A 25185-nucleotide genomic window follows, 5' to 3' on the forward strand; every position below is an offset into this window, starting at 1 on the left:
CTTTCTACTTTATCTGAAATTTAGGTTCCACCTCGTTCTTAAGAGGATAAAAACTAAATTGAACATGAGCATCGAAAATAGGAAGATACAGATAAATTTATTATCTGTATCGTAAAAAACGGCTCCATACGTAAGGTATGAAGCCGGTCCAATTATTCGTTAATTACTTTTGGATAAACAGAAACCTGCTTTTTGTCTCTGCCTTTTCTCTCAAATCTAACAACGCCATCCACTAAAGCGAATAATGTATCATCACCGCCGCGGCCTACGTTGATGCCTGGATGGATATGAGTTCCACGCTGTCTGTAAAGAATATTGCCTGCTAATACAAACTGACCATCAGCTCTTTTGGCACCTAATCTTTTGGACTCGGAATCTCTACCGTTTTTGGTAGAACCAACACCCTTTTTATGAGCGAAAAATTGAAGGTTCATTTTTAACATAACTTACACCTCCTTAAATCGGATTTTAATATATGGTTCTCCATATTCCTCCTCAATATCCTGTAAACCAAATATGAGAGAATTCATAAGGAGTCGTGACTCGGAACTAATCGATGAAGTGAAACGGAAATGAAAAGCACCTGTCTTTTCTTCCTGATCTACTTCAAAGGAATCTTCTGTAAATTGCTCTACGCTGTTGGACATGTTGAATGTAAGAGCTGATACTGCAGCACAGACAAGTTCCTGTCCATCCTGAGGATCATCTGCAAGACCTGCATGTCCTACCATTTGAATTCCTGTATAATTCTGTTCTGAATCAACAAATACGGTTACTCTAATCATAATTAAGCATTGATCTTTTCGATCTTAACCTGTGTATAAGACTGTCTGTGACCGTTTTTCTTATGGTATCCGGACTTTCTCTTATACTTGTAAACAATAATCTTCTTAGCTTTGCCTTCCTTCACAACTGTACCGGTTACGGTAGCACCTGCTACGGTTGGGCAACCAACTGCTAATTCACCATTGTTTACAACAAGAACCTGATCAAATGTGACAGCTTCGCCAGCGTCAACACCAAGCTTCTCTACTTTAATGATATCGCCTTCCGCTACTTTGTACTGCTTTCCACCTGTTGCAATAATCGCGTACATATGGCACCTCCTATTATCATTACTCGCCAACTTCGGTGTTTCATAAATTATGAAAACTTTTAGACCTCATTGTGCGGCATACTTAATTAATATAGCATTCTATGGCAGTTATGTCAATATTTTTTTATGCAAAATTAAATCAGGTTTTTAAGCAAATGCAGTTAAATGAATTTAATTTGCATTCTTTTTATGGCATTTGGGAAATCTGCTCGTATAGAGGTTTTCGTATTTTTTTTCTGGTGACTTCCACAAGATTCAGCTTCGTTATCTCCACAACCGTTGTTTTGACCGGATCTTTTGACAGAATATCCGTAAGCCGTGTGACCAGTCTGTTCCTGTCTTCCTCCGTATCCATGTCAATGAAATCAATGATTATGATTCCGGATAAATTTCTCAGCCGGAGCTGATGTCCGATTTCTTCTGCAGATTCCAGATTAATCTTCATGATCGTATCCCGCATCTCTTTCTTTCCGGAATACTTTCCGGTATTTACATCAATAACGGTCAGCGCTTCTGTTGGTTCAATCACCAGATAACCGCCTGATTTTAACCAGACTCTTTTCCCCAATGCCTCTTCCAGAGTTTTATCAATCCGGTAAAGCTTTGAAAGGGGAAGCAGCGGATCTTCATAATAAACCAGAAGGTTCAAATCCTCCGGCTGGTTCTGAACCAGATAATCTTTCACAGCTTCATAAATATCAGGTTCATCTGTGACCACAGCCTCAAGCGTGGATTTAAAACTGTCTCTTAAGCCGGTCAAATACGAAGGTGCGGCACTGTACAGCAAGCTGTAGCAGGTTCTGTATCTGGCATCTTTTAATAATTTCTCAAGGGTATCCATAAGGTCTTTCAGTTCGTTCTGAAGTTCCTCCTCCGAAGCACCGTGGGCATTGGTCCTTACAATAATTCCGAAGTCCTCCCCTTTTACAGGTTCCAGTTGAGACTTCAACTTCTGCTTCCATGCCTGATCCGTGATCTTAGAGGAAAAACCGATCTGCTTTTTTCCTGAAGTCAAAACAAAATAACGGCCTGTGATATTTAAGTTTCCGGTGAGGACCGGTGCTTTGGATTTCACAGCATCACGTTCAACCTGAACGATGATCTCATCTCCCTGCCGCAGTTTTGTGCCGCAAGGGCGGCCGTCTGCAAAATGGACCATATTATCGCCGAGTTTTAGATACCCCATCTGCCCCTGTCCCATATCTACGAAGGCAGCGTTAATATTTTTTACAATTTTATTCACTTTTCCAATATAGATATTGCCAAGAACAGATTGGTTCTCTTCTGATTCGATTTGAATCTGTATCGCTTCTTTTCCAGAATGAAGGAGGGTGAGAACAGAGCCGTTCCATCTTGTTATAATCAGCTTACTCACAGGACTCACCTAATTGGCCCAGAGGCACAAGGATACGGTTCTCTTCGTCTCCGGTATTGGCATAAACTTCCTCTCTCTGAACATGAAATGCAAATTCAGGCAAAGGAAGCCCCAGGAAGTTATAATAAGCCTCCATCACCAGATCCGGTTTTAAGTTATCCGCACTACCGGCAGATACTTTCATGAAGATGGTTTCGTCATTGACAGAAAGCTGGTAAATTCCTGGCTTAATGTCAACCTCCTTCTCCCCTTTTTTGGTTTTCTTCATTATAACGATCTGAGGCTGATTGATAAATGCTTCCAGCCCCTTAAAAAATCCGTCCTTATCCTCCGGCTGTTTTCCCTCTCGAAACGTCAGGGTATAGTCAGCGGCAGCTACCAGAGACATGGCATTTTTCGCACGTTCCTCTAAGATGCGGCATTCCAAAATATGGATTCCGTCAACCATGGCAGCATTTAACTGGTCCATCAGGGTTTTGGTATCCGTCATGGAATTCACTTCAATGTCCATGTATTCTCCATTGCTTGTAAGTCCTACGCCCAAAGGTGCCGCAAAGGACATGATTTGATGAGGGCTGAACCCTTCGCTGTATTTAATATCAATGCCTGCTCTTCTTATGGCCTTTTGGAAGTAACGCATCACATCCAGATGTCCGATAAACTTTACAGGTCCATGTTTGGAAAATTTAATTCTTAGCTTCATAGCAGATCCCTCCTTTGAAACTCATGGCTCCACACCCGGTACAATGCTGCCGGCAGTTGGGAGTTACTTTTTCGCCGATGGCGTTCTGCCATTCTCTTTTTAAAAATTCTTTGGTCACTCCGGAATCAATGAAATCCCAGGGGAATACTTCCTCTAAGTCCCTTTCTCTTGTGGTATAGAAATCCGGATCAAGTCCGCAGCTTTCAAAGGCTTTCATCCAGATATCATTTTTAAAGTGCTCTCCCCAGGAATCATAAATGGCACCGTTTTTATAGGCTTCTTCGATCAAAGCAGAGGTTTTTCTGTCGCCTCGTGCCAGTACACCTTCCAAAACGGTCAAATCCGCTTCATGATAATTGTATTTCAGGCTCTTTTTATTCAGCATTGTCCGGAACTTGTCCTTGACAATGTAGGCTCTTTCTAAAAATTCCTCTTTTGTACACATTCTTGCCCACTGGAAAGGAGTAAACGGCTTTGGTACAAAGAAGGAGGAGCTTGCGACTACCTGAACCTTTCCGTTTCTCTGTTCCTTTGGAATTTCATAATAAGTTTCTGCAACTTTTTCAGATAACTCGGCAATGCCTTCCATATCTTCTACGGTTTCAGTTGGCAGACCTAACATAAAATAAAGCTTGACCCGGTTCCAACCGCCCTGAAATGCTTCACTGGCACCTTTTAATATGACTTCTTCGGTCAACCCTTTGTTGATAACATCTCGAAGCCGCTGCGACCCCGCTTCCGGCGCAAATGTCAGACTGCTTTTGCGGATATCCTGGACCTTGCTCATAACCTCCAGGGAAAAAGCATCAATTCGAAGAGATGGAAGAGAAATATTCACCCCTTTGTCCTTAAATTCATCAATAAGGAAATTCACAATTCCCTCTAATTGAGAATAATCACTGGAACTTAAAGAGCTTAAGGAAATTTCCTCGTGTCCGGTGCTTTTTAATAATTTATAGGCGTAATCCTTTAAATACTCCAGGCTGTGTTCTCTTAACGGGCGGTATACGTTACCGGCCTGGCAGAAACGGCAGCCGCGGATACAGCCTCTCTGGATCTCCAGCACCACACGGTCCTGGGTAACTTTTATAAAAGGAACAATGGGTTTTTCAATATAGAAAGCATCGTCCATATTCGTTACCAGCTGTTTTCTGACTTTTTCTTTTGCATGAGGATTGTTCGGCTTCATGCTTTTAATGGTACCGTCTTCGTTGTATGATACATCGTAAAAAGCAGGAACATAGATGCCCTCTATTTCAGCGGCCATCTCAAGAAATTCTTTGCGGCTTCCGCCGTTTTTCTTATTTTCCTTGTAGCGGTCGATCAGGTCAAAATAGACGGTTTCTCCTTCGCCAATATAAAACAGATCAAAAAACTCGGCCAAAGGTTCGGGATTATAAGCGCATGGCCCGCCGCCGATAATGATTGGATCTTCCTCTCTGCGGTCTGCGGTATGAAGCGGAATCTGGCCTAAGTCAAGGACCTGCAGGATGTTGGTATAACTCATCTCATACTGAAGCGTGATTCCGATAAAATCAAATTCCTTTATTGGGTCCTGTGATTCCAGGGCAAAAAGAGGGATGTTCTGTTCCCGCATAATCTTATCCAGATCGGTCCACGGGGAAAAAATACGTTCGCAGTAAATATCATCTCTGCGGTTGAACATATCATATAAAATCTGCATTCCCAGATGAGACATTCCAATTTCATATACATCAGGGAAACACATGGCAAAACGAACCTCCACCGCAGCCGGATCCTTTTTGGCCATGTTGAACTCATTGCCGATATAGCGTGCAGGTTTCTCGATTTTCATTAAGATTTCATCACTTAAAGCTAATTTTTTCATGGTAATTCCTTTTTTTACATGTGAATGGTTCACATTTTATGATTGGTGCATTGTGGCAGGGATACAAAATACAACAGGAGATTTACCTGTTATTTCATAATATACTGCATAATTATAAAGTACTTTGGGGGATTAAGCAACACTATTTGGTAAAATGCACTCAATAAAAAGCTGGAAAACCGCCAACTACGAGCCCTCGCAATTGGCGGTTTCAGCTAATTCATCTGCAAATCAAAATCCAGGGTTCCATCTTCTTTTTCAAAGGCAAACCCGTCCACACCAAATACCCGGCGGACCGTTTCTTTCTTTAATACTTCTTTTGGTTTTCCATGACACACATTTTTTCCCTGGTCCATCAGATAAAGGCAGTCGCAATAATGGGCGGCAAGCCGCAAATCATGTAGTACAATTATAATGGTTTTTTTACTGCGTTTCAACGTATCCAAAATAAATAGCTGGTGCCTGATATCCAGGTGATTGGTAGGTTCATCAAGAATAATGGTATCCACGTTCTGGGCAAAGGCTCTGGCTATAAAAACCATTTTTCTTTCTCCGCCTGAGAGATTTTGAATGTTCCGGTCCTTCATAGAAGCGATTCCCAGCCGTTTTAAAGAATCCATTACAATATCCGTTTCTGTTCTTTTTCTCTTTTTACCTTTTGTAGAAACGGCCATAGAAACGATTTCATAGACGGTAAAGTCAAAGATACAGCTGCTCTCCTGACCCACATATCCATAGAGTGATGCAAGCTGTTTGTTGCTGTAACCGTTAAGTGAAGACCCATCGAGAAAAATATCCCCGGAATCCTTTGGATATATGCCAAGGGTCGTCTTCAATAACGTAGATTTCCCACAGCCATTGGGTCCGATGATCCCTGTTATTTTACCGCTTTCAGCCTCTAAGTTCACACGATGCAGGATTTTTTTTCCTCCCAGACGGACGCAGATGTCACGATATTCTATTTTCATATCTCTCCTTTAATAACCGATTCATTTAATCCTGTGCTCCGTAATTTTTCCGGATCATCAAATATAGAAAAAAGGGCGCACCTACAAAGGCTGTGATAATTCCGATGGGAAGTTCTGCGGACCCGAAAGCGCTTCGGGCCATACTGTCCGCCCAGATCAGATAAATGGAGCCGACCAGTGCGCTGAGAGGAACTACAAACCGGTTGTTGCTGGAGCGGACCAGCATCCGTACGACGTGGGGAACTACCAGCCCTACAAACCCTATGATTCCTGTAACGGAAACAAGAGAAGCTACAATGACCGAGCATACCAAAAACATCCCAATCCGGAAATGCTTTACCGACAGACCGAGTGCGGCTGCATCCTCGTCTCCCATCATCATGATGTTTAAGTTGCCTGCCTGCCAGATACAGAGGACCAGTCCGGTCAATACTCCAAAGGCCGGTCCCCCAAGCGTGGTCCACTGGGACGCAGCCAGGCTTCCCATCTGCCAGTTATAAACGGCAGCAATGCTCTCGGAACTTTTCGCAATAAAGATAAGGAAGCCTGTCACCGCACTCATGACCGCATTTATGGCTGTACCAGAAAGCAATAATGTAACAGGACGAAGCCTTCCTCCTCCTGCAACCTTTGCCATGGTATAGACCAGTACCGTGGAAACGACCGCCCCCATCATAGCCATAAATGTGGTTTGGTACTGGCCGTTAAAAAACGGAATAGGGAGAAGGAGGGCACATGCCGCCCCAGATGATGCTCCTGATGAAATTCCAAGAACATAGGGATCAGCGATGGGATTAAGGACGAGAGCCTGCATCACAGCACCGCATAATGCAAGACCCGCCCCGCACAGGGCACCAAACAAAACCCTGGGAAGCCGTATGTTCCAGATGATCTGATACTCCGGTCTGGTCCACCGTCCGGCTTCCAGTTCCTTACCGCCATGAAAAATCTGATCCGCGAGAACTCCATAAACGGTAGTCAGGGGGATGTCTGCAGAGCCTTTGGCAATGACCAGTAATACTGAAATGAAAAGCAATAAAATCAGGATGGGAAATAAAAGAATTCCTCTTGTATTTTTCCTTGTTTCCTGTCTCATTTTTCAAACTGCTCCGGGTAGAAATATTCCGCTAAGGTTTTGCAGGCATGGGAAGCACGAATGTCCTGCATCACAGCGACCAGAGGTATGGTCAGGTACGCCTGTTTTTTTACGGCAGTCACATCAGCAAGGGCTGGATTATCATTGACAAATGCCATTTTCTCTTCGATGGTCTGCTGTCCGTAATCATTAAAGATGATAATATCAGGATTTGTCTGAACAATGGTTTCCACACTGGTATGAAACCAGCGGGAATCGGCCATATTTCTGGTCACATTGATTCCTCCTGCCAGCTCAATGAGATTGCTCTGCAGTCCCGCTGATGTGGTATAGAGCTGATTCCCTTTAAAACTATCCATAACGAATACTTTTACTTTGTCTTTTTCCCCGATTCCGGATACGGCCTTCTGGACACCGGCAATTTCCTGCTTCATCTGTGCGACCAACGCCTGTGCCCGGTCTTCCACCTTAAATATTTTGCCAAGATTTTCAATGTCTGTGTAAACATCTTCTATGGTTTCATTTTCCACAATGGTGCCGGTTATGGTATAGCAGTTAATTCCCTTGCTCTCAAACATCTCATAGCTGCCCCACTTGCTTTCCTGGAAAGAACTGATCTGTCCGATGATCAGATCCGTATCCAATGCCACCGCATTCTCATGGGAAGTATCTATCTCCTTAATGGAACGGAATTTTTCTTCCAGTTCCGGGAGAGGCGCTTCCGCTTTGTTTGCCGGAACATTCTTTCCGGCTATATAATCCTCCAGTCCAAGCATAACCATATTTTCCGCACTGTAAAGATTACAGCAGAGCACGTTTTGGGGCATGGAGGTAAAGGTAATGGTCCTGTCCCCATTTTTTATAACCACCTCCCCATATTCCTCTGTGCTCCCTGCTTCCGGCGAAGAGGACTCTGTACCATTTACTGAGGCCGTAACGGAAGAGGCTGGTTTTTCCCCGCAGCCTGTGAGGGACAGTGCCAGGACAGCTGCCAGGGCAATCATTTTCTTTTTCATCTTTGGTCTCCTTTTTCTTGCTTCATGATTGATATAGGATATATCCTATGATCCATAGTCAGGATTTCAACCGGAAAACACAAAATAAAAACCCTTAGCATTTGCCTGAACCGCAAATACTAAGGGTATTAACCTATTCGAACAACGAATCCATCATCAGGCGTACAAAAACAATACCTTGTCCGTTCCTGACATGATCCATAATCGCTGTTCCCATCGTCATCCGCGAGGAAATCACTGGAAACTACGGCAGTTCTTCTGACTTAAGCGTTCTGATTTGTTCCTCAGCAGTTTTTTTACCTTCCCAAGATCTCTCTCAGTGGCTGGAATCATCCACAAAAAAACCAACGCTATCACAGCAGCGGGACTATGCAGGAATCTCACCTGGCTTCTCTATTAATCGGCACATGGCCGAACCGTAATTCTTTCTATGAAATTCATAGGTATGATAACTTATAAAAATTATAATGTCAAGTCAATCTAGTACTTTCCTAATGAATTCTCTGAACGGTATGAAATATCTTCTGCCGGTACAGAGTCCCTCACTGGAACCGATCTATTGGTAGAAAGTTTAAACTTAGCGAGTTCATCCCGCAGGACTTCGGCCTGTGCGGTCAGTTCCTCACTGGAGGCAGAGCTTTCCTCTGCAGTAGCCGCATTGGTCTGCACCACTGCAGACACCTGTGATAATCCCTGGTTGATCTGTACGATTGCCTCCGTCTGATCTAAGGAATCTGATTCAATTTCCTTTATGGATGTACTAACCATAGAAGCCTTCTTTGAAACTTCATCCAAAAGCAACAGGGTTTCGTTGGCTATCTTTTCTCCTTCCAATACCTTGCTGTTGGATTTCAAAATCAAGTCTGCGGTCTGTTTCGCTGCTTCTGCAGATTTTGCGGCCAGATTTCTGACTTCATCCGCAACCACTGCGAAGCCTTTTCCTGCTTCTCCTGCTCTGGCTGCTTCCACAGCTGCGTTTAGAGCCAGTATGTTTGTCTGGAATGCAATATCTTCTACAAGCTTTGTAACCTTGGATATTTCTTCCGAAGACTGGCTGATCTCCCTCATTGCCGCATTGAGGTTTTTCATGTAGTCATTGCTTTGGAATACACCGTCTCCAGCCTGTTTTACATACTCAGTGGCTTTACGCACAGAGACAGTATTCTTCTCCGCTTTCTCTGTTACGCTTTGAATGGCAGAGGACAATTCCTCTATGGTGGCGGCCTGCTCTGTGGCGCCTGAAGCAAGTGCCTGGGATGCGTCTGCAACCTGTCCGGCACCGGAATTAACCTGGTCCGCAGATGATTGAATGACCAACATGGTTGAATTCAGTGCCGCTGTAGTCTTGATCAGGGACTGTTTAATTGCAGCAAAATCTCCTACATAATCCAAATCAACGGAAATGCACATATCCCCGTGGGAAAGCGATGTCAGCTTTGCAATGATATCTTCGATATATGTCGTAAGTCTTTCGTTGGTATCCCGAATGCTTGCAGCCATACGGCCGAGTTCGTCTTCACTCTCATAATGGATTTTTTTATGAAGATTTCCTTTTGCCATTTCTCCGTATACTTCTTCAATTTCTCTGACTGGAGTAAGAATGGCACGTACCAGTACAAAAATCACACCCCCAGTGGCTAAAATGGCAGAAATCAGAACAACAATCAAAGTTATCCAGGACTGTGAAAGAATATTGCTGGTTGTTTTTGCTTGTATTGCTTCTTTCTGCGCACCTGCCGCATTCATGTCATCCATGAGTTTGGCAATCTGGTTGAATGCCGGTACAAACTCATCATAGAACAGAGCGTAAGCTGTTTTTGTGTCTTTTTTCGTTGGATCTTTAATCAGATCAACAATCTTTTTGCGGGCTGCTTCCGCCTTCGTTACATATTCCATTACCTGGGCAATGTTTTCATCATTGGCTGAACTGCGCTGTCCGGAAGAAAATGCTTCCATGTTCTTCTTAAAGCCTTCCACGCTCTTGTCCGATAAGTCAAGAGATTCCTGATAATCTTTACCGACTTCTTTATCTATGATTGCCATCACCAGATACCGCTGTACGGAAACCATGTTGACCTGTGCAGTTAAATTATAGGTGGTAAGCGGGTAAGTGAATTTTGAGTACATTCTGACCTGCTCTCCAATACGGGATATGCTTATGGCTGAAGTAGCCATAGACACAACTAATATGATAAATACAATTCCAAATCCTACCGTAAGCTTCCATTTGACCGGCAGCTTCTTTAGAAAAACTTTTGGTTCTTTTTTCTCTTTCATAATATACCTCCCATTGCGTTTTGGTAACCCGTCACTTACTCTTAATGCGTTTCGTTTTCATTCACAGGCTTTGCTTGATTTCATGTTTCTATTGAATTTTTTTATTTAAATATTTTTGTAAAAATGCAGTTACCGCAGCATCTGCATTCATACAGATAAGCTCTATGTCTTTTGCTTCTGCCTGCTCCACATGGATTCCAAGGCTGACGGATACCGGCTCCCCGGAAGCTTTGCAGATTTTTTTTGCGATCTTCTGTGCCAGTTCTGCATCTTTATGACCAGGCACCGTAATTGTCCATAAATCACAGCTGGACAGCTTTTGGCCATGGGCCTTTCCCCCGGGTGATGCCAGTGCCACACCCCCAAGATGGGGTTTTTCGCCTCCTCTTACGAAGACAACAAGCCCCCATCCATCTGTATCGTGAACCGTTACCTCCACAACATGTTTCCCTTTTCCACAGGTTTCACTTATCATAATCATACAGCCTTTCTTAAAAACGTTTTCCCCCGTCTCTCTCATGCTCTGTTTTGGTCAGTTTACACCATTCCACGGAACAAAGCTTTTATGTTCAATCCCAAACTGCATCAGTACTTTCCCCACGACATGATTAATCTGGTCATCAAGAGATTGAGGATTATTATAAAACGTCAACATGGGAGGAATAATTGTGCAGTCCAAATCAGCGGCCGCCGCCATATTGCGAAGATGTATTTTGCTGAGTGGCATTTCTCTTGTACATAGGACAACTTTTCTGTTTTCTTTGATACAGACATCTGCCGCACGTATCAGTAAATTATCGGTATATCCACTTACGATGCCCGCCAGTGTTTTCATGCTGCAAGGCATGACGATCATACCGTCAGTCTTATAGGAACCACTGGAAATGGCCGCCGCAAGATTATGCACATCATAAAATTCATCTGCATAATCAAGCAGCCGCTGAAACGGTAAATCTGTTTCCAGTTCCCAGCTTAGTTTTGCAGAATCAGATACCACCAGATGCGTCTCACAGCCTTCCACTTCTTTTAACGCGCGAAGTAAATAATAGCTCATGATCACCCCGGTAGCACCGGAAACTCCAATAATTATTCGCATTGATTCACATCCTCTTTTTGTAGATTTGCCTCTATATCAGTCCAAGAAAAGAAAACCATGAAACCGCAAAAATAACGGTCAGAAATACAGGCACAAGCAGAGGAATTCCCATCTTCATGGTTTCTTTCTGGGTATACATTCCGTTTTCTTCTCCCAATCCCACCAATACATTCAGATGATGGAACGGCATCACATAATGGGAATAAATCACCAGGTAAATAATGGCTGCAACGACAAATGGATCGATTCCCAGCGCATTGGTACAAACAAGAACCGCAGGGACTACGACTCCCATTGCGGCAATGACCGAACCGATAAACATGTGAATCACAACTGCGATGACACCAATAAAAATCGCAAGCATAAAGATATTTTCCGGCATTTTTTCAGGTAAAAGTGTAACGGCCAGCCAATCATTCAGCCCGGTTTCTGCTCCCACCTTTCCGATGGCAATGGCTGCGGTAAGAAATACCAGCACATGGACGGGCACCTCTCCCCATTCTTTTGCCGTCAAAACATTCCCAATTACAGGAAGGGACAAACACATGGCCACGGCAAACGTCACCCAGCCCACATCCAAACCGGTAACCCCACTGGTAACCCATAGGATGATAGCAATCACGATCCAGATCAGTGTCCGTATCTCTGTTTTACTGATCTTGCCCAGATCTGACTGTGCCTTTTTCACCTCTTCAAAATCCATATGAACTTCCTTTGTTGGTTTGAATAAAATAAAAATCAAAAGGATGTTCAGCAGACTTAAAAAGATGGCCGGAGGACCCATGATCACAAACCAGCGCACAAAGTTAATGCTTTCTGTGGAATAGCTTATAACCAAAGGATTGATAATGGATTCACCGGTCATAAATATAAGCGATACCGGAACCGAAGCAGCAAATACGGTGAAGCCTACTTTAACGGCATCCTCTTTTGGCAGCCCGGCCGCCTTTATGATCACGGACATCACGGACATGATGAGAAAGGCCCTGGACCATGGATTCGGGATCAGCAATGATAAAATAAGCGTCAGCACAAAAATCCCTATAATAATGCTTTTCCATGATTTTACAAATTTCAGTATGTACATATAAGAAATCCGTTCTCCCAGTCCTGACCGTTTCACCGCGGTCGCAATCATGTAAGCACCGATAACCAGCCAGAGTGTGGACCCCGTCCAGCTTGCAAATATTACCTTCGTATCAGCCAGTTTAAGAAGGCACAGAGAAACAATATAAAAACCGCCAACGTATCCCGACTGGGCCACTTGCGTGGCCCACCAGACTACCGTCATCAAAGTCAATCCAAGAAATACCTGTCCTTCCCATGCCAGCCCGTTCAGTGGAAGGAGCAAGGCAGCGATCAAAACAATAATGCCGCTGAAAAAACCTATAACCTGCTTATTGTATTTCATCGTAAAAGCTCCTTTCTTTTGAGGTATACTGCCGCCGGGGTTATTTATCAAGCGGAGGAATGGGAGGGATCACGGGCAGTTGATCAATCTGTTCCCTGGTCAGTTTGAACTTATCATGCACATTGGGAGTTTCTGTGGAGCGCCAGGAATAAAAGCAATCCATACATTCGTAAACTTCCCAGACATTGCCAACCGGTGAAGTTGCAATTACTTCAATTTTATTGCCGTCACAACGTGGACATTTCATATTTCATTACCCCTTTTCTCATTTGTTATTTCATGTTAGACATCAGATCCCGGATCAGTGCCTCATACTTCTCATAGCCAACAGGTGGTTCCAGCAGTTCCACTTCCCGCGGATTCGGTTCCGGGTCTTTCGGTGTGGTCGCATCAATGATGAGCTTAGAATGGATTCCGGCCGGGTAGGAAGAAGGATCCAACGGCATTCCCGGACAATTGGGGATCACCACCACGTCCTTATCCGGACGAACTCTGGTTGTCAACGCCCACATTACCTGGGGCAGGTTGAATGGATCGACAAATTCATCTACGATAATAATGATTTTGCTGTAAGAACCTCCATGAGGGGTGGAAAGCAGACGGAAAGCGACTTCCTTTCCGAATCCTCCGAAACGTACCTTGGTCGATATGATACATCCGATTCCATGGGTATACATGGCATTGACTGCCTGTACCTCTGGGAAATCCCGTTTGATCTGCTGATAAAGAGGTACGGATGTATTGAGCGCCATCAAATAATCAATCTCTGTCCAGGGAATTCCAAGATAAAGATTTTCAAAAATCGGATTGGTGCGGTGTGTCACATGGGTAATGGTGATAACACACTGGCGCCGGGAACCGGAGTAGGATCCGGGGAATTCTCCAAAAGGTCCTTCTACTTCACGAACACGAGGTTCAATATATCCTTCCAAAACCACTTCAGACCCTGCAGGAACATATAAATTATCATAAAGATCTGATTTTACAATCTGTGTCGGTACGCCATCCTGCAATGCTCCCACAAATTCATATTCATTCTCCGTATACATTACAGGGGTGGATGCCATGTAAGTGACCAAAGGACTGTTGCCCACAGTGATACAGATCGGAACCTTTTCATTTTTCCGTTCCGCCGCTTCCAGCTGTACGGCAATGTCATGAAATGCAAGTGCCTGAATTCCCACCCGGTTTTTCCCTTTGACCTGAATGCGGTATGTTCCTACGTTCAGTTTATCAAAATTATCCGGTTCATTGGGATCAGCTGTGATTATGGATGCCTTAGAGAGAAAGAATCCGCTGTCCTGCTCATTGATCCTGTAAAGGGGGAGAATTTCAAAAAGATTGATCTCATCCGGATTATCAATGGTATTCTCCTTACAGGGAGCATTCTCTCTGGAAAGAATCTCCGGTTTGACGGGGAACCTGTCCCAGCGGCGGTTGATTTCAAGAAACTGTTCCTTGGTAGAAGCTGTTTTGTTCATACCAAGCATCAGTGCATGATTCGCCCATGACCCATGCACATTCGTCACAACGCGGTAGGGATACCCCTTAACCTTTTCAAAAAGTACAGCGGGACCATTTTCGATATTTGCCGCTGCCCTTCCTGCTGCTGCAATATCGGGTTCTGGATTTACTTCATCCTTAATCCGCACCAACTGTCCGTTTTCCTCCAGTGTGGAAAGGAAACTGCGCAAATCATGATATACTTTTGCCATAAATCTTCCTCCTAATCTTATGTAACTGCTTGTGATTTCCGGTTGGTTTAACCAACTTCCCACATTATAAACATACATAATTTTTATGGCAATTCAAAAAAATGCAAAGGCATATTCCAAAATAGAAACGCATATAATTGTTAGTATTATTATATTTGGAGAAACAAACGAAAAAACATACTATATTGACAAAATAAATGGTTGAAATAAACATAAAGTCTTGTCATTGTATGTCGAATTGTGTCGAATTATGTCTTTTGAGTGTATTCGAAAATGTCAAAGGAAAATAGCAAAATCATATTCTCCTTCTGCCCATTCTGTATTATAATATCTTTGATGACAAATTATCTTAAAAAAGATGGTTTTTTATTATTTTATAACTAGAGTGACTGCTTCATATTGCATATGTAGCAGGAAGGGGGCAACACTTATGATCAAATGGATCGATGATTTTTTGGCATTAGCGGAGCATAAGAACTTTTCTACCGCAGCCGACAGTATTTACATATCACAATCAGCTTTATCTAAGCACATAAAGGCGATTGAGAATGAACTTGGTGTTGTATTGTTTACAAGAAGCAACGCAAAAGCAGAACTTACGGAAGCAGGAAATATATACCTGGAGTATGCGCTCAATATCCGCAAATGCTCTCATGAACTCCGTTTTAAATTAAATAAATTCGGAATCTCTCCCTGTGTCTACCGGTTGGCCGTTGGTACGATACCTTGCCTGGCTGAAAGCGGGATCATGGAGCCGCTGCTCCAATTTCAGGAAAAGAACTGCAATTATTCCATTGATATTATGGAATCAGATCAAAATAATTTATTAAAGCAGCTTTCTCAAAAGGAGATTGATGTCGCAATCTGCCGTCTTGATTTTCTTCCCGATAAGGGCTATGAAGCTTTGCCCCTGGTAACCGATGAAATGGTACTTGTATGTAATAAGGATACCTATCCATTTGAACAGGGCAGCGAAATTGATCTGGCTGGTTTTAAGTTGGAAAGTATCTACACGATCTCTAAAGATTCCGATATTTACAAATTGGCTAAGAATCAGTTAAATCATATTGGATTCAAAGGTGAGCTTGCAGGAACTTTTCCCAGGCATATGATGATTTATCCACTTTTGGTTCAAAAAGGAGGTTGCGCCATTCTTCCCAAGCAGCTGGCGAATCTTCAGCTTTTCCCCCAATTGACGTATTACCGCATCAGAAATGCAGTAACAACTCAAATTGGTCTTGTTAAACTTTTGCCCACTGATGAGAATCCTCAGCTATATGAAAAAGCCAATGCACTGATGGACTTTTTTAAAAGTTTATAATGCTTCTGACATTAAAAAAACCCTGAATTTCTTTTATACAAAAAAGAAACCAGGGGTTTTGAAGTTTTATGTGTTTTTTACAATGACGCATTCAATAACGTCTGCTGCATGTTCACAGGTATCACAGCATTTCTCCAGCTGCTTATATACCTCTGACCATGCGATCGTCTCCAGCGGATCACCGCTTTTCGTATATAATTTACGGAATGCCTGGATATATAAGTTGTCCCCAAGCTCTTCCAAGCGATTGATTTCTACAATATCCTTTAGGATGGTGCTGGATTTACGGAAATTAGAAAATTCAGTTACAACGCTGCTCACTTTTTCACAGCACTGTCCAACCACTTTAAGCATTTCCATGGCCTCCGGGGTGATGGCTTTGATATTATACATGTAAATTTTAATTAAAACATCTTCAATATTATCGGTTATATCATCAAGCTCTCTTCCCAGTGCAATGATATCGTCTCTCTCTATGGGAGTCACAAAATCCTTTGCAACTCTCTTCATAAGTTCATGGGTATGTCTGTCACCCTCAGATTCCAATCCATGGAGCTTATCCAGCTGTTCTCTTAGCTTTTCCGGATCAAAATCCGCCAGAATCTCCGTCAGTAACTTTTGGGTCTGCAGAGCAACGTCTGCCATCTTGACAAACAGTGTGAAATAATCGTTGTCACTTCTTCTTGCCATGTTTCTTTCTCCTTTCAGAACCGCCTCACACTAAAAAATTCGCAAAAACAGATGTGTCATCAAAAAGCCAACCAAACCGCAGCCTGGAAACGTCAAAATCCATGCAAGCGCCATCTCTCTGGCAACGCCCCAATTCACTGCGCTGATTCTTTTTGATGCTCCTACGCCCATCATTGCCGTGGTCTTCGTATGGGTCGTACTGACCGGCATACCAGTCAAAGTGGAAAGCAGCAAACAGGCAGCCGCCGCAATGTCAGCAGAAAATCCCTGATATTTTTCCAGTTTTACCATACTCATGCCAACAGTTTTAATGATTCGCATACCACCAATGGAAGTTCCCAGTCCCATAACAAGGGCGCATAAAATCATGAGCCAAAGGGGTACCGCAAAGGAACTTTCATTGCCATTGCCTCTGGCAAGAAATGTACCGAGTAAAAATACACTCATAAACTTCTGGCCATCCTGGGCTCCATGCATGAATGCCATAGCAGCAGCACCTGCAATCTGTGCACCCCGGAAAAATGGCTGTGCTGCTCCCCTGTCGACACGTGCACATAACCGTTCGGTCAGTTTTGTCATGATCCAGCCCAGACTAAATCCCAAAATCGCAGAAGCAAAAAGTCCGTATATTACTTTTACCCATTCACTTCCATTGACTCCTGCCAGACTTCCGTGAAGCGCAATTGCAGAGCCGCTGAGACCTGCGATCAGTGCATGGCTCTCGCTTGTGGGAATTCCAAATTTCCAGGCAAGAACTGCCCAAAGCACGATGGCTGACAAGGCCGCACAAAGTGCAGTCAGTGCATCACCGGTCTGATTTGCTCCCTGTCCGAAGTCGACCATATTATAGATGGTCATGGCAACCGTAGCATTTACCGAGGTCATAATTAAAATTCCGACAAAGTTCATCACTGCCGCCATTAAAATCGCTGTTCTGGGTTTTAAGGAGCGGGTGGATACACAAGTTGCAATTGCGTTCGGTGCATCTGTCCAGCCATTCACAAGAATCACACCCAATGTCAGAACAGAAACAATCGCAAGCGGAAGATTTTTTGTCAGTTCCTGCAAAAACTCACTTAAGGTAATACCCAAGAAATCACCTCCAAAATTCGCGCTGCAGCTCCCATTATCTCACTGCAGTCACCGTATTTCTTTCATGGATTGTATCATTTGCAACTATCTTTCATCCAAATAAGAGGTTTTGTCTGCTATATTGCAAAACCATATAATTCAGAGCTTAAATAAGGTATATTTAATCGCAAAAAATGACAAACCTTAGTAAGTATAGCATAAAGAATAAAACAACACAATCTTGATTGTAAAATTTAATTCAAAAAAATTTTAACATAATTTTACATTCTATGGTATGATGCTTTTGAATGTGGTATTTTCATGATGTGAGAATTTGTATCATGAAGCATTTCTCACTTTGTTGTATTTACAACAAACAAAACAAAACGATTATGATATGATAGTACTCACAATAAGCAGTGTATAAATAACCATTTAATAAAGGAAAGGATAAGACTATGAAAAACGATGTAAAAGCTACAGATACTATATATGATATCACTGAAAAATATCCGGATACTATTAATTTCTTCGTTGCAAATGGTTTTGAAAACCTCAGCAATCCCGTTATGCGCCGCACACTTGGTAAAACCGTCACTCTGGAAATGGCACTTTCTATGAAAAAGCTCAATCAGGAAGCCTTTATGCAAAAACTGTCCGAAGCCATCGAACAGGCAACTCCGGATCCATCTGCCGGACTCGCACCTATGAAAAAGGAAAATGGAGGCGATATCCGCATTGAAGGAGTACTGCCCTGCCCCATACGCCTTCCGTTGATGGAAAAATTTGAATCCTGGCTGGAAGCACACAAGGAAACCCTTGGTTATACGGTAGACTATGACTTAAAATCTGCGAACCTGGGTCTTGACGATGTGAAAGAGCGTGTGATTGCCGCAAATGGCAATGCCGATCTGCTTTCTGATCTTTATATGTCCGCAGGATTTGATCTGTTTTTTGATAAAGGGCTGATGGGACGTTATGGGGAAGCCGGTGAATTTGAGGATATTTCAGGTTTGGATCAAATCAATCCTGATTTTGATAATGATCGCATTTCCTTAAAAGATCCCAAAGGCCAGTATGCCATCATCGGTGTGGTCCCTGCCATTTTCATGGTTAATATAAACGCTCTTGGTGACCGTCCCATGCCGGAAAGCTGGGCGGACTTAATGAAGCCTGAATTTGAAAATAGTATCAGCCTTCCAATGAAGGACTTGGATATGTTCAATGCATTTATCCTTCATATCTACCGTTATTATGGAGAGGAAGGAGTGGAAAAAATGGGAAAATCCCTTCTCCGCAGCATGCATCCGGCTCAGATGGTTAAATCCCATATTTCAAAAGGCGATGCCAAAGTACCGGTAATTTCGGTTACACCTTACTTTTTTGCAAGCATGGCAGATGAAAAAGGCCCGATGCGTCCTGTTTGGCCGAAAGAAGGTGCCATTATCAGCCCTATATTTCTTCTTGCCAGAAAAAAGAACCGGGACAAGGTAAAGCCTTTTGTAGACTTCCTCTATTCCAAAGAAGTGGGCGAGATACTTTCCTCCAACGGAAAATTCCCTTCCACCAATCCACTGGTAGACAATCATTTAAAGGAAGGCCAGAATTTCATGTGGCTTGGCTGGGACTTTATCCACAATCACGATATCGGCGAACTGATAAAGACTGTTGAGCAAACGTTTTATCATGCCGCAGAAAAGGAGATCTTATGAATCTGATCATTTTTTCGGGGCCTCCTTCCTCCGGGAAGACCTCAATCATATTAAAAGTCATTGCCTCTTATAATAGAAGAAACATAAAAGTGGGAGTTGTAAAATTTGACTGTTTGTATACCGATGATGATCTGGCCTATGAAAAAGCCGGGATTCCCGTAAAAAAAGGCTTGTCAGGAGCTTTATGTCCGGATCATTTCTTCGCCTCTAATATAGAAGAAGTGGTCAATTGGGGAAATCAGGAGAAGCTGGATCTGCTCATTACGGAATCCGCCGGTTTATGCAACCGCTGTTCTCCTTATTTAAAGGACATTAAGGGAGTTTGTGTGATCGATAATTTATCCGGCATCAACACACCAAAAAAAATCGGTCCCATGTTAAAATCCGCAGACTTTGTTGTAATCACCAAAGGCGACATCGTATCCCAGGCAGAACGTGAAGTTTTTGCCTCCTGCGTAAGTTCTGTCAATCCTCGCGCAGTTACCATGCATGTCAATGGATTAACGGGACAGGGAGCCTATGAACTTGGCACTCTTTTATACGATGAAAACCAGGATATTCAAACGGTTCAGGGCATGAAGCTGCGCTTCCCCATGCCTTCTGCCCTTTGCTCCTATTGTCTTGGAGAAACCAGGATCGGGGAGGCCTATCAGATGGGGAATATTAAAAAGATGAATTTGGGGGCTGATCAATCATGATAAACCAGACACTGGAGCAAATATTAAAAGAATATCCCTTTGCCCTGTCATACTTTGAACAGAACAAACTGGACATCACCGGCTATGAAGGACAAACATTTGAAGAATTCCTGGATCATTTTTCAATAGAAGAACTGGAAGACCAGGCCATTGACAAAGAAAAACTATTATCGGATTTTCCTGTGTATATCGAACAGATGCAGGCTTTTCTTGGAATGGAAAAGAAAAACCAGGTCCTTTCCATGACGATTTTAGCCGGTCATGACAAATCTGGCAATCCGGAAGGGTTTGCAGAACTTACGGTGCTTACATCACAGATCATTTCCATCGTCGGCCCAACAGGTTCAGGAAAAAGCCGTCTGCTTGCCGATATTGAATGGGCAGCCCAGAATGATACACCAACCGGGAGAAGCATTTTGATCAACGGAGAGACACCGGACAATAAATGGCGTTTTTCCTCCAATAACCGTCTGGTGGCACAGCTTTCTCAGAATATGAATTTTGTGATGGATCTTACCGTGTATGATTTTTTGAACATGCACGCAGTCAGCCGTATGGTGGAGGACCCGCAGTCCGTCATCGAAAAGATCATTAAAGCAGCCAACCATCTGGCCGGAGAAAAGTTTGATTTGACCACTCCTGTTACCAGCTTAAGCGGCGGTCAGTCAAGAGCCCTTATGATTGCGGATACTGCGATCTTAAGTTCCTCTCCCATCGTGTTGATTGATGAGATTGAAAATGCAGGGATCGACCGGAAAAAGGCACTGGATCTTTTGGTATCTTCCGATAAAATCGTACTCATGGCGACCCATGATCCCCTCCTGGCCCTTATGGCGGATAAACGGATCGTCATCAAAAACGGCGGGATCAGCAAAGTAATTGAAACAACAAAGGAAGAAAAAGAACTGCTCGATAAGCTTGAAAAAATGGATTCTCTCATACAGAATGCAAGACAGGAACTGCGTAAAGGCAGTACATTATCCTCCCAGATCTTAGAATAAATCAAATAAACAAAATTGCTGCATTACATCTGGAGGTTCTTGTCCATTTGTATTGCAGCAATTTTGCTTTGTACTTTTTATCTTACTGTAAATTTCTCTACGATTTTAAGAAGCAGCTCTACGACTTTTTCCATTGACTGAACCGGAATAAATTCAAATTTACCGTGGAAATTATAACCTCCGGTACACAGGTTCGGACAGGGCAGCCCCATATAAGACAAGCGGGCGCCGTCTGTTCCTCCGCGGATCGGTGTGACCTGAGGCTCGATTCCCAGTTCTTCCATGGCGGATTTTGCAATGTCGATCAGGTACATATGCGGCTCAATTTTTTCTTTCATGTTATAGTAGCTGTCTTTTAACGAAAGCTCTACGGTGCCGGCACCATAACGGCTATTCAAATATTCCTCCACCCGTTTAATGAGTGCTTTCTTTTCTTCAAATTTCACCTTACTGTGGTCACGGATGATATAATCCATGCGGGCCTGTTCCACGGTTCCAGCCATGGAATCCAAATGGAAAAAGCCTTCATACCCTTCTGTATACATAGGATTTTCAAATACAGGCAGCATATTGTGAAATTCCATGGCGATCAGCAGAGCATTCTTCATCTTCCCTTTGGAAGACCCCGGATGGATGCTTGTTCCGTTGATCCGGACTTTTGCAGAAGCGGCATTGAAATTCTCATATTCCAACTCACCCAAGCCGCCGCCGTCAACCGTATAAGCCACATCCGCATTGAATCCCTTTACATCAAAGAAATCAGCACCTCTTCCCACTTCTTCATCCGGAGTAAAGCCGATACGGATGGTTCCGTGAGGTATCTCCGGATGAGATAAAAGATACTCTGCCATAGTCATAATCTCAGCAACACCTGCTTTATCATCCGCACCCAGGAGAGTGGTTCCGTCGGTGGTAATGATATCCTGGCCTTTGTATTTTAATAAGTCCGGAAAATCACTGACCTTCATGGTCAGACCTGTTTCCTGATTCATGAGGATATCGCTTCCGTCATAATTCTTTACAATCTGAGGCTTCACTCCCGCGCCGGAATAGGCAGGAGATGTATCCATATGGGAAATAAATCCAAGGACTGGAATGGATTTTTCAACGGTAGCAGGGATGGTGGCATAAACATAGCTGTGTTCGTCAACCACCACATCCTCTGCTTTCATGGCACGAAGCTCTGCTGCCAGTTCCTGGGCCAATAACCGCTGCTTTTCCGTACTTGGAACTGCTTCCACTTCATCTTTTGACTGTGTATCAAAGGATATATACTTAAAAAAATGATTCAATACTTCTGACATAATGATCGCCTCTTTTTCTTCAATGATTTTGTGATTGCTTTATTATACCATAGAGGCTTTACACTGTCTACGCTCCTGCATCGGTCTTTTCCCTTCCATACCATCAAAAAAGCCGGAACGTACTTCGTCCTCCGGCTTTTTATGTCTGTTTAACGGTTTGCCAGTTCTCTGGTAATATCCTCCCAGGTCACTCCTTTTTGTGCCATCAAAACCATCATGTGATAAAGAAAATCTGAGATTTCGTATTTGACTTCTTCCGGGTTTGGATTTTTGGCAGCGATGATGATTTCAGTAGCTTCTTCTCCCAGTTTTTTGAGAATCTTATCCATTCCCTTATCAAACAGGTAGTTGGTATAGGAACCTTCTTTGGGATTTACCTTACGGTCAAGAATTACCTGTAACACTTCTTCAAAAACTTTGAGAGGGTTAGAATCCTGGTATTCCTTTTGCACAAGATTCTGATAAAAACAGCTTCTTTTTCCTGTATGGCAGGCTGCACCAATTTGATTGACCTTTGCAAGCAGGGTATCATTATCACAGTCCAGGGATAATGATTTTACATACTGGTAGTGGCCGGAGGTTTCTCCCTTTTTCCAAAGACTTTGGCGGCTTCGGCTGTAATAGGTCATGCAGCCGGTCCTCAAGGTTTCATGAAATGCCTCTCTATTCATATAGGCCAGCATCAGCACTTCTCTGGTCTGGTAATCCTGGGTGATTACCGGAATCAATCCATCGGAATTTAATTTGAACTGATCAAATGCTATGGAGCTCTCAAAGGTATCCACCTGAATTCCCTGAGATTTTAACTCCTGTTTTACATCCATGCAGACACACCCCGGTTCAAATGCAGTCACAAAGCCCTCCACTTGATTGATGTTAAGAGAAGCAGCCATAATCGTCCGATCTTCGCTGGAGCCGGTGAGAAGAAAATGTTCCTCACAGTCAGAGACTGCACGAAGAGTGTCCCCGGTGATCTTAGGGTCGCCCAATATCATAACGGAAGCACCTAACTGGGCATATTCTGCGGCCCGGTTAAGATAAGAAGCATCCGGCAGATACGCATAAATCTTATCGTCTCCAAACCGGTCTGCCGCTTCCTTCAGCAAATCTACATTTTCTTCGATCCCTGCATTTAAAAAGGCGGCCTTTGATCCTGCATACAAATATTTTTTCACATCCTCCAGCCGCTTCACTCTGCCTCCTGCGATGACCGGAATATCGGAGAGCCTTGCAACCTCCTTCATGAGGCCGATGGTTTTTTCATGATCTTCTTCTGTTTCTGATAAATCATAAAGAAAAAGCTCATCGGCTCCGCTGTCTCCGAAATAGCGGGCAAGGGTCAGCAAATCCTCCTCATAACAGGTCTGTATATGATTCAGTTTGACTGCCCGGCCATTTTTTATGCCGAAACCTGCAATCAGTTTTTTGCACTCCATCCACTTTTCCTCCCCTGATGGTCTTCTCTTTCAAAAGCATCAATGGCTTCTTTTAAATCAATCCGGTTCTCATACAATGCTTTTCCGATAATTGCACCATGTATGCCTGCATTGTAAAGTTCTCTTAAATCTTCCATGGAAGACATCCCCCCGGAAGCGATGATATCCAGTCCCGTTTCTTCCGTCAGTTTTTTTGTATATTCCACATTTGGCCCGGACAGCATGCCGTCTCTGGCAATATCCGTATATACCACGTGTCTGATTCCGTATTCTTTCATTTGGTTTACAAGCTCAGAGGCCGAAACATCACTGAACTTTTCCCATCCTTCGACTGCCACCATTCCGTTCTTCGCATCAATCCCGGCGACCAAGCGTTCCTGTCCAAACTTATTCACCATATCCCGGATAAATTCCGGATGCTCAGCCGCTTTTGTTCCAATAATGACGCGGGCAATCCCCAGTGCAAGCATGGCTTCTATGGCTTCTTCACTTCGGAGGCCGCCGCCGATTTCTATGGGGATCGAAACAGTATCCACGATCTTTTTAATCACGGCTTCATTGACGGAATGTCCGGCCAAGGCACCGTCTAAATCTACCAGATGGAGGTAGGAAGCACCCTTGGACTGCCACTTTACTGCAATCTCTTCCGGTTTATCCGAATAAACTGTAATTTCTTTAAAGGCTCCCTGTTTTAAACGGACGCACTGCCCGTTTTTTAAATCAATGGCTGGATATAGCTGCATATGGATTCTCCTTTATAGTGTACCTTTTGTAGATAAAACGCCGTTAATTCTTCCGTCCAGCATGGTGGCTTCATCAAGTGCCTTTGCAAAGGCCTTAAAAATCCCCTCTATGATATGATGGTTATTCTCTCCATCCAGCTTTCTTATATGCAGATTCATCTCACTTGCACAGGAAACGGCATAAAAAAACTCTTTTACCATCTCAGTCTCAAAATCCCCTACCCGTTCTGCGGTAAACGGTGCATCAAAACGGAAATAAGGTCGTCCGGACAGATCAACGGCGCAAAGAACCAATGTCTCATCCATTGGAAGTATCATGCTTCCGTACCGTTTGATGGAGGTTTTATCCCCAAGCGCTTTTTTAATGGCAGACCCAAGAACGATTCCTGTATCCTCTATGGTATGATGGGTATCCACTTCCAAATCTCCCTTTACAACCACATCCAGATCAAAAAAGCCATGGCGCGCAAAGCTGTTTAACATATGGTCAAAAAAACCGATGCCGGTTTTAATTTCCGCTTTCCCGCTGCCATCAAGGTCAAAATTCATCTTAATATCGGTTTCCCGGGTCACTCTTGAAATATTACAGCTCCGTCCCATATTCCAC

General features: G+C 43.4%; 25 protein-coding genes and 1 riboswitch. Of the genes, 4 read left to right on the top strand and 21 right to left on the bottom strand.

Features of this window, described 5'->3' with window-relative positions:
• Positions 1 to 152 precede the first annotated feature (152 nt).
• From rpmA to VIG27_RS08805, 15 genes are all read right to left on the bottom strand, one after another.
• On the bottom strand, positions 153 to 443 hold the full coding sequence (rpmA, locus tag VIG27_RS08735; protein WP_394522106.1) for a 50S ribosomal protein L27: 291 nt from the start codon (positions 441 to 443) through the stop codon (positions 153 to 155).
• Between the two features lie 3 nt (positions 444 to 446).
• Positions 447 to 785, bottom strand: coding sequence for a ribosomal-processing cysteine protease Prp (locus tag VIG27_RS08740; RefSeq protein ID WP_394522107.1), 339 nt, complete (start codon positions 783 to 785; stop codon positions 447 to 449).
• Positions 786 to 787: 2 nt separating this feature from the next.
• Entirely contained in the window at positions 788 to 1096 is a 309-nt protein-coding gene (gene rplU, locus VIG27_RS08745) for a 50S ribosomal protein L21 (protein WP_394522108.1), read from the bottom strand.
• A gap of 187 nt (positions 1097 to 1283) precedes the next feature.
• Positions 1284 to 2471, bottom strand: a complete 1188-nt coding sequence (locus tag VIG27_RS08750; protein ID WP_394522109.1) for a ribonuclease E/G — start codon at positions 2469 to 2471, stop codon at positions 1284 to 1286.
• Positions 2464 to 3174, bottom strand: coding sequence for a TIGR03936 family radical SAM-associated protein (locus VIG27_RS08755; protein WP_394522110.1), 711 nt, complete (start codon positions 3172 to 3174; stop codon positions 2464 to 2466). Before VIG27_RS08755 ends, VIG27_RS08750 begins: the two co-directional genes overlap by 8 nt.
• Complete coding sequence (locus VIG27_RS08760) at positions 3158 to 5023, bottom strand: TIGR03960 family B12-binding radical SAM protein (RefSeq protein ID WP_394522111.1); 1866 nt, start codon at positions 5021 to 5023, stop codon at positions 3158 to 3160. The genes VIG27_RS08755 and VIG27_RS08760 overlap by 17 nt, the downstream gene beginning before the upstream one ends.
• 215 nt (positions 5024 to 5238) lie before the next feature.
• Complete coding sequence (locus VIG27_RS08765) at positions 5239 to 5991, bottom strand: ABC transporter ATP-binding protein (protein ID WP_394522112.1); 753 nt, start codon at positions 5989 to 5991, stop codon at positions 5239 to 5241.
• Between the two features lie 25 nt (positions 5992 to 6016).
• The gene (locus VIG27_RS08770) at positions 6017 to 7087 is read right to left on the bottom strand and encodes a FecCD family ABC transporter permease (RefSeq protein WP_394522113.1); all 1071 of its coding nucleotides are present in this window, start codon (positions 7085 to 7087) and stop codon (positions 6017 to 6019) included.
• Positions 7084 to 8103: an ABC transporter substrate-binding protein gene (locus VIG27_RS08775; RefSeq protein ID WP_394522114.1), complete on the bottom strand. Its 1020-nt coding sequence runs from the start codon at positions 8101 to 8103 to the stop codon at positions 7084 to 7086. The genes VIG27_RS08770 and VIG27_RS08775 overlap by 4 nt, the downstream gene beginning before the upstream one ends.
• 230 nt (positions 8104 to 8333) lie before the next feature.
• Positions 8334 to 8539: riboswitch (cobalamin riboswitch) on the bottom strand.
• Positions 8540 to 8583: 44 nt separating this feature from the next.
• Positions 8584 to 10380: a methyl-accepting chemotaxis protein gene (locus VIG27_RS08780; RefSeq protein ID WP_394522115.1), complete on the bottom strand. Its 1797-nt coding sequence runs from the start codon at positions 10378 to 10380 to the stop codon at positions 8584 to 8586.
• A gap of 88 nt (positions 10381 to 10468) precedes the next feature.
• Complete coding sequence (locus VIG27_RS08785; protein WP_394522116.1) at positions 10469 to 10861, bottom strand: hypothetical protein; 393 nt, start codon at positions 10859 to 10861, stop codon at positions 10469 to 10471.
• A 51-nt stretch (positions 10862 to 10912) separates the two neighbouring features.
• A complete protein-coding gene (locus tag VIG27_RS08790) occupies positions 10913 to 11476 on the bottom strand; it encodes a UbiX family flavin prenyltransferase (protein WP_394522117.1) in 564 nt (187 codons plus the stop codon).
• A 31-nt stretch (positions 11477 to 11507) separates the two neighbouring features.
• Positions 11508 to 12887 (bottom strand): SLC13 family permease, encoded by a 1380-nt coding sequence (locus tag VIG27_RS08795; protein WP_394522118.1) that lies wholly within the window; start codon positions 12885 to 12887, stop codon positions 11508 to 11510.
• Positions 12888 to 12927: 40 nt separating this feature from the next.
• Positions 12928 to 13134: a non-oxidative hydroxyarylic acid decarboxylases subunit D gene (locus tag VIG27_RS08800; RefSeq protein WP_394522119.1), complete on the bottom strand. Its 207-nt coding sequence runs from the start codon at positions 13132 to 13134 to the stop codon at positions 12928 to 12930.
• 25 nt (positions 13135 to 13159) lie between these two features.
• A complete protein-coding gene (locus VIG27_RS08805; protein ID WP_394522120.1) occupies positions 13160 to 14602 on the bottom strand; it encodes a non-oxidative hydroxyarylic acid decarboxylases subunit C in 1443 nt (480 codons plus the stop codon).
• Positions 14603 to 15032: 430 nt separating this feature from the next.
• Here VIG27_RS08805 and VIG27_RS08810 point away from each other — a divergent pair, with 430 nt between their 5' ends.
• Positions 15033 to 15923 carry a LysR substrate-binding domain-containing protein gene (locus VIG27_RS08810; RefSeq protein WP_394522121.1) on the top strand — a complete coding sequence of 297 codons (891 nt, stop codon included), beginning with the start codon at positions 15033 to 15035 and terminating at the stop codon, positions 15921 to 15923.
• 66 nt (positions 15924 to 15989) lie between these two features.
• Here VIG27_RS08810 and VIG27_RS08815 read toward each other — a convergent pair whose 3' ends face one another.
• Positions 15990 to 16613, bottom strand: coding sequence for a DUF47 domain-containing protein (locus tag VIG27_RS08815; RefSeq protein ID WP_394522122.1), 624 nt, complete (start codon positions 16611 to 16613; stop codon positions 15990 to 15992).
• Between the two features lie 30 nt (positions 16614 to 16643).
• Positions 16644 to 17705, bottom strand: a complete 1062-nt coding sequence (locus VIG27_RS08820) for an inorganic phosphate transporter (RefSeq protein ID WP_394522123.1) — start codon at positions 17703 to 17705, stop codon at positions 16644 to 16646.
• Positions 17706 to 18142: 437 nt separating this feature from the next.
• On the opposite strand from VIG27_RS08820, the gene VIG27_RS08825 reads away from it, so the two are divergent.
• The 3 genes from VIG27_RS08825 to VIG27_RS08835 are packed head-to-tail and all read left to right on the top strand — an operon-like array spanning position 18143 to position 21095.
• Positions 18143 to 19396: an ABC transporter substrate-binding protein gene (locus VIG27_RS08825; protein WP_394522124.1), complete on the top strand. Its 1254-nt coding sequence runs from the start codon at positions 18143 to 18145 to the stop codon at positions 19394 to 19396.
• Complete coding sequence (locus tag VIG27_RS08830) at positions 19393 to 20094, top strand: GTP-binding protein (protein WP_394522125.1); 702 nt, start codon at positions 19393 to 19395, stop codon at positions 20092 to 20094. Before VIG27_RS08825 ends, VIG27_RS08830 begins: the two co-directional genes overlap by 4 nt.
• On the top strand, positions 20091 to 21095 hold the full coding sequence (locus VIG27_RS08835; RefSeq protein WP_394522126.1) for an ATP-binding cassette domain-containing protein: 1005 nt from the start codon (positions 20091 to 20093) through the stop codon (positions 21093 to 21095). The genes VIG27_RS08830 and VIG27_RS08835 overlap by 4 nt, the downstream gene beginning before the upstream one ends.
• 77 nt (positions 21096 to 21172) lie before the next feature.
• On the opposite strand, the gene pepT is transcribed toward VIG27_RS08835, so the two are convergent.
• The 4 genes from pepT to hisB form a co-directional block, all read right to left on the bottom strand.
• Entirely contained in the window at positions 21173 to 22399 is a 1227-nt protein-coding gene (gene pepT / locus VIG27_RS08840; RefSeq protein WP_394522127.1) for a peptidase T, read from the bottom strand.
• Between the two features lie 149 nt (positions 22400 to 22548).
• Positions 22549 to 23835, bottom strand: a complete 1287-nt coding sequence (hisIE, locus tag VIG27_RS08845; protein ID WP_394522128.1) for a bifunctional phosphoribosyl-AMP cyclohydrolase/phosphoribosyl-ATP diphosphatase HisIE — start codon at positions 23833 to 23835, stop codon at positions 22549 to 22551.
• Positions 23817 to 24578, bottom strand: coding sequence for a 1-(5-phosphoribosyl)-5-[(5-phosphoribosylamino)methylideneamino]imidazole-4-carboxamide isomerase (hisA, locus tag VIG27_RS08850; protein WP_394522129.1), 762 nt, complete (start codon positions 24576 to 24578; stop codon positions 23817 to 23819). Before hisA ends, hisIE begins: the two co-directional genes overlap by 19 nt.
• A 12-nt stretch (positions 24579 to 24590) precedes the next feature.
• Complete coding sequence (gene hisB, locus VIG27_RS08855; RefSeq protein ID WP_394522130.1) at positions 24591 to 25178, bottom strand: imidazoleglycerol-phosphate dehydratase HisB; 588 nt, start codon at positions 25176 to 25178, stop codon at positions 24591 to 24593.
• Positions 25179 to 25185: the final 7 nt, after the last annotated feature.

Source organism: Lacrimispora sinapis (genome assembly GCF_043633585.1).
In the GTDB taxonomy this organism is placed as follows: Bacteria; Bacillota; Clostridia; order Lachnospirales; family Lachnospiraceae; genus Lacrimispora; species Lacrimispora sinapis.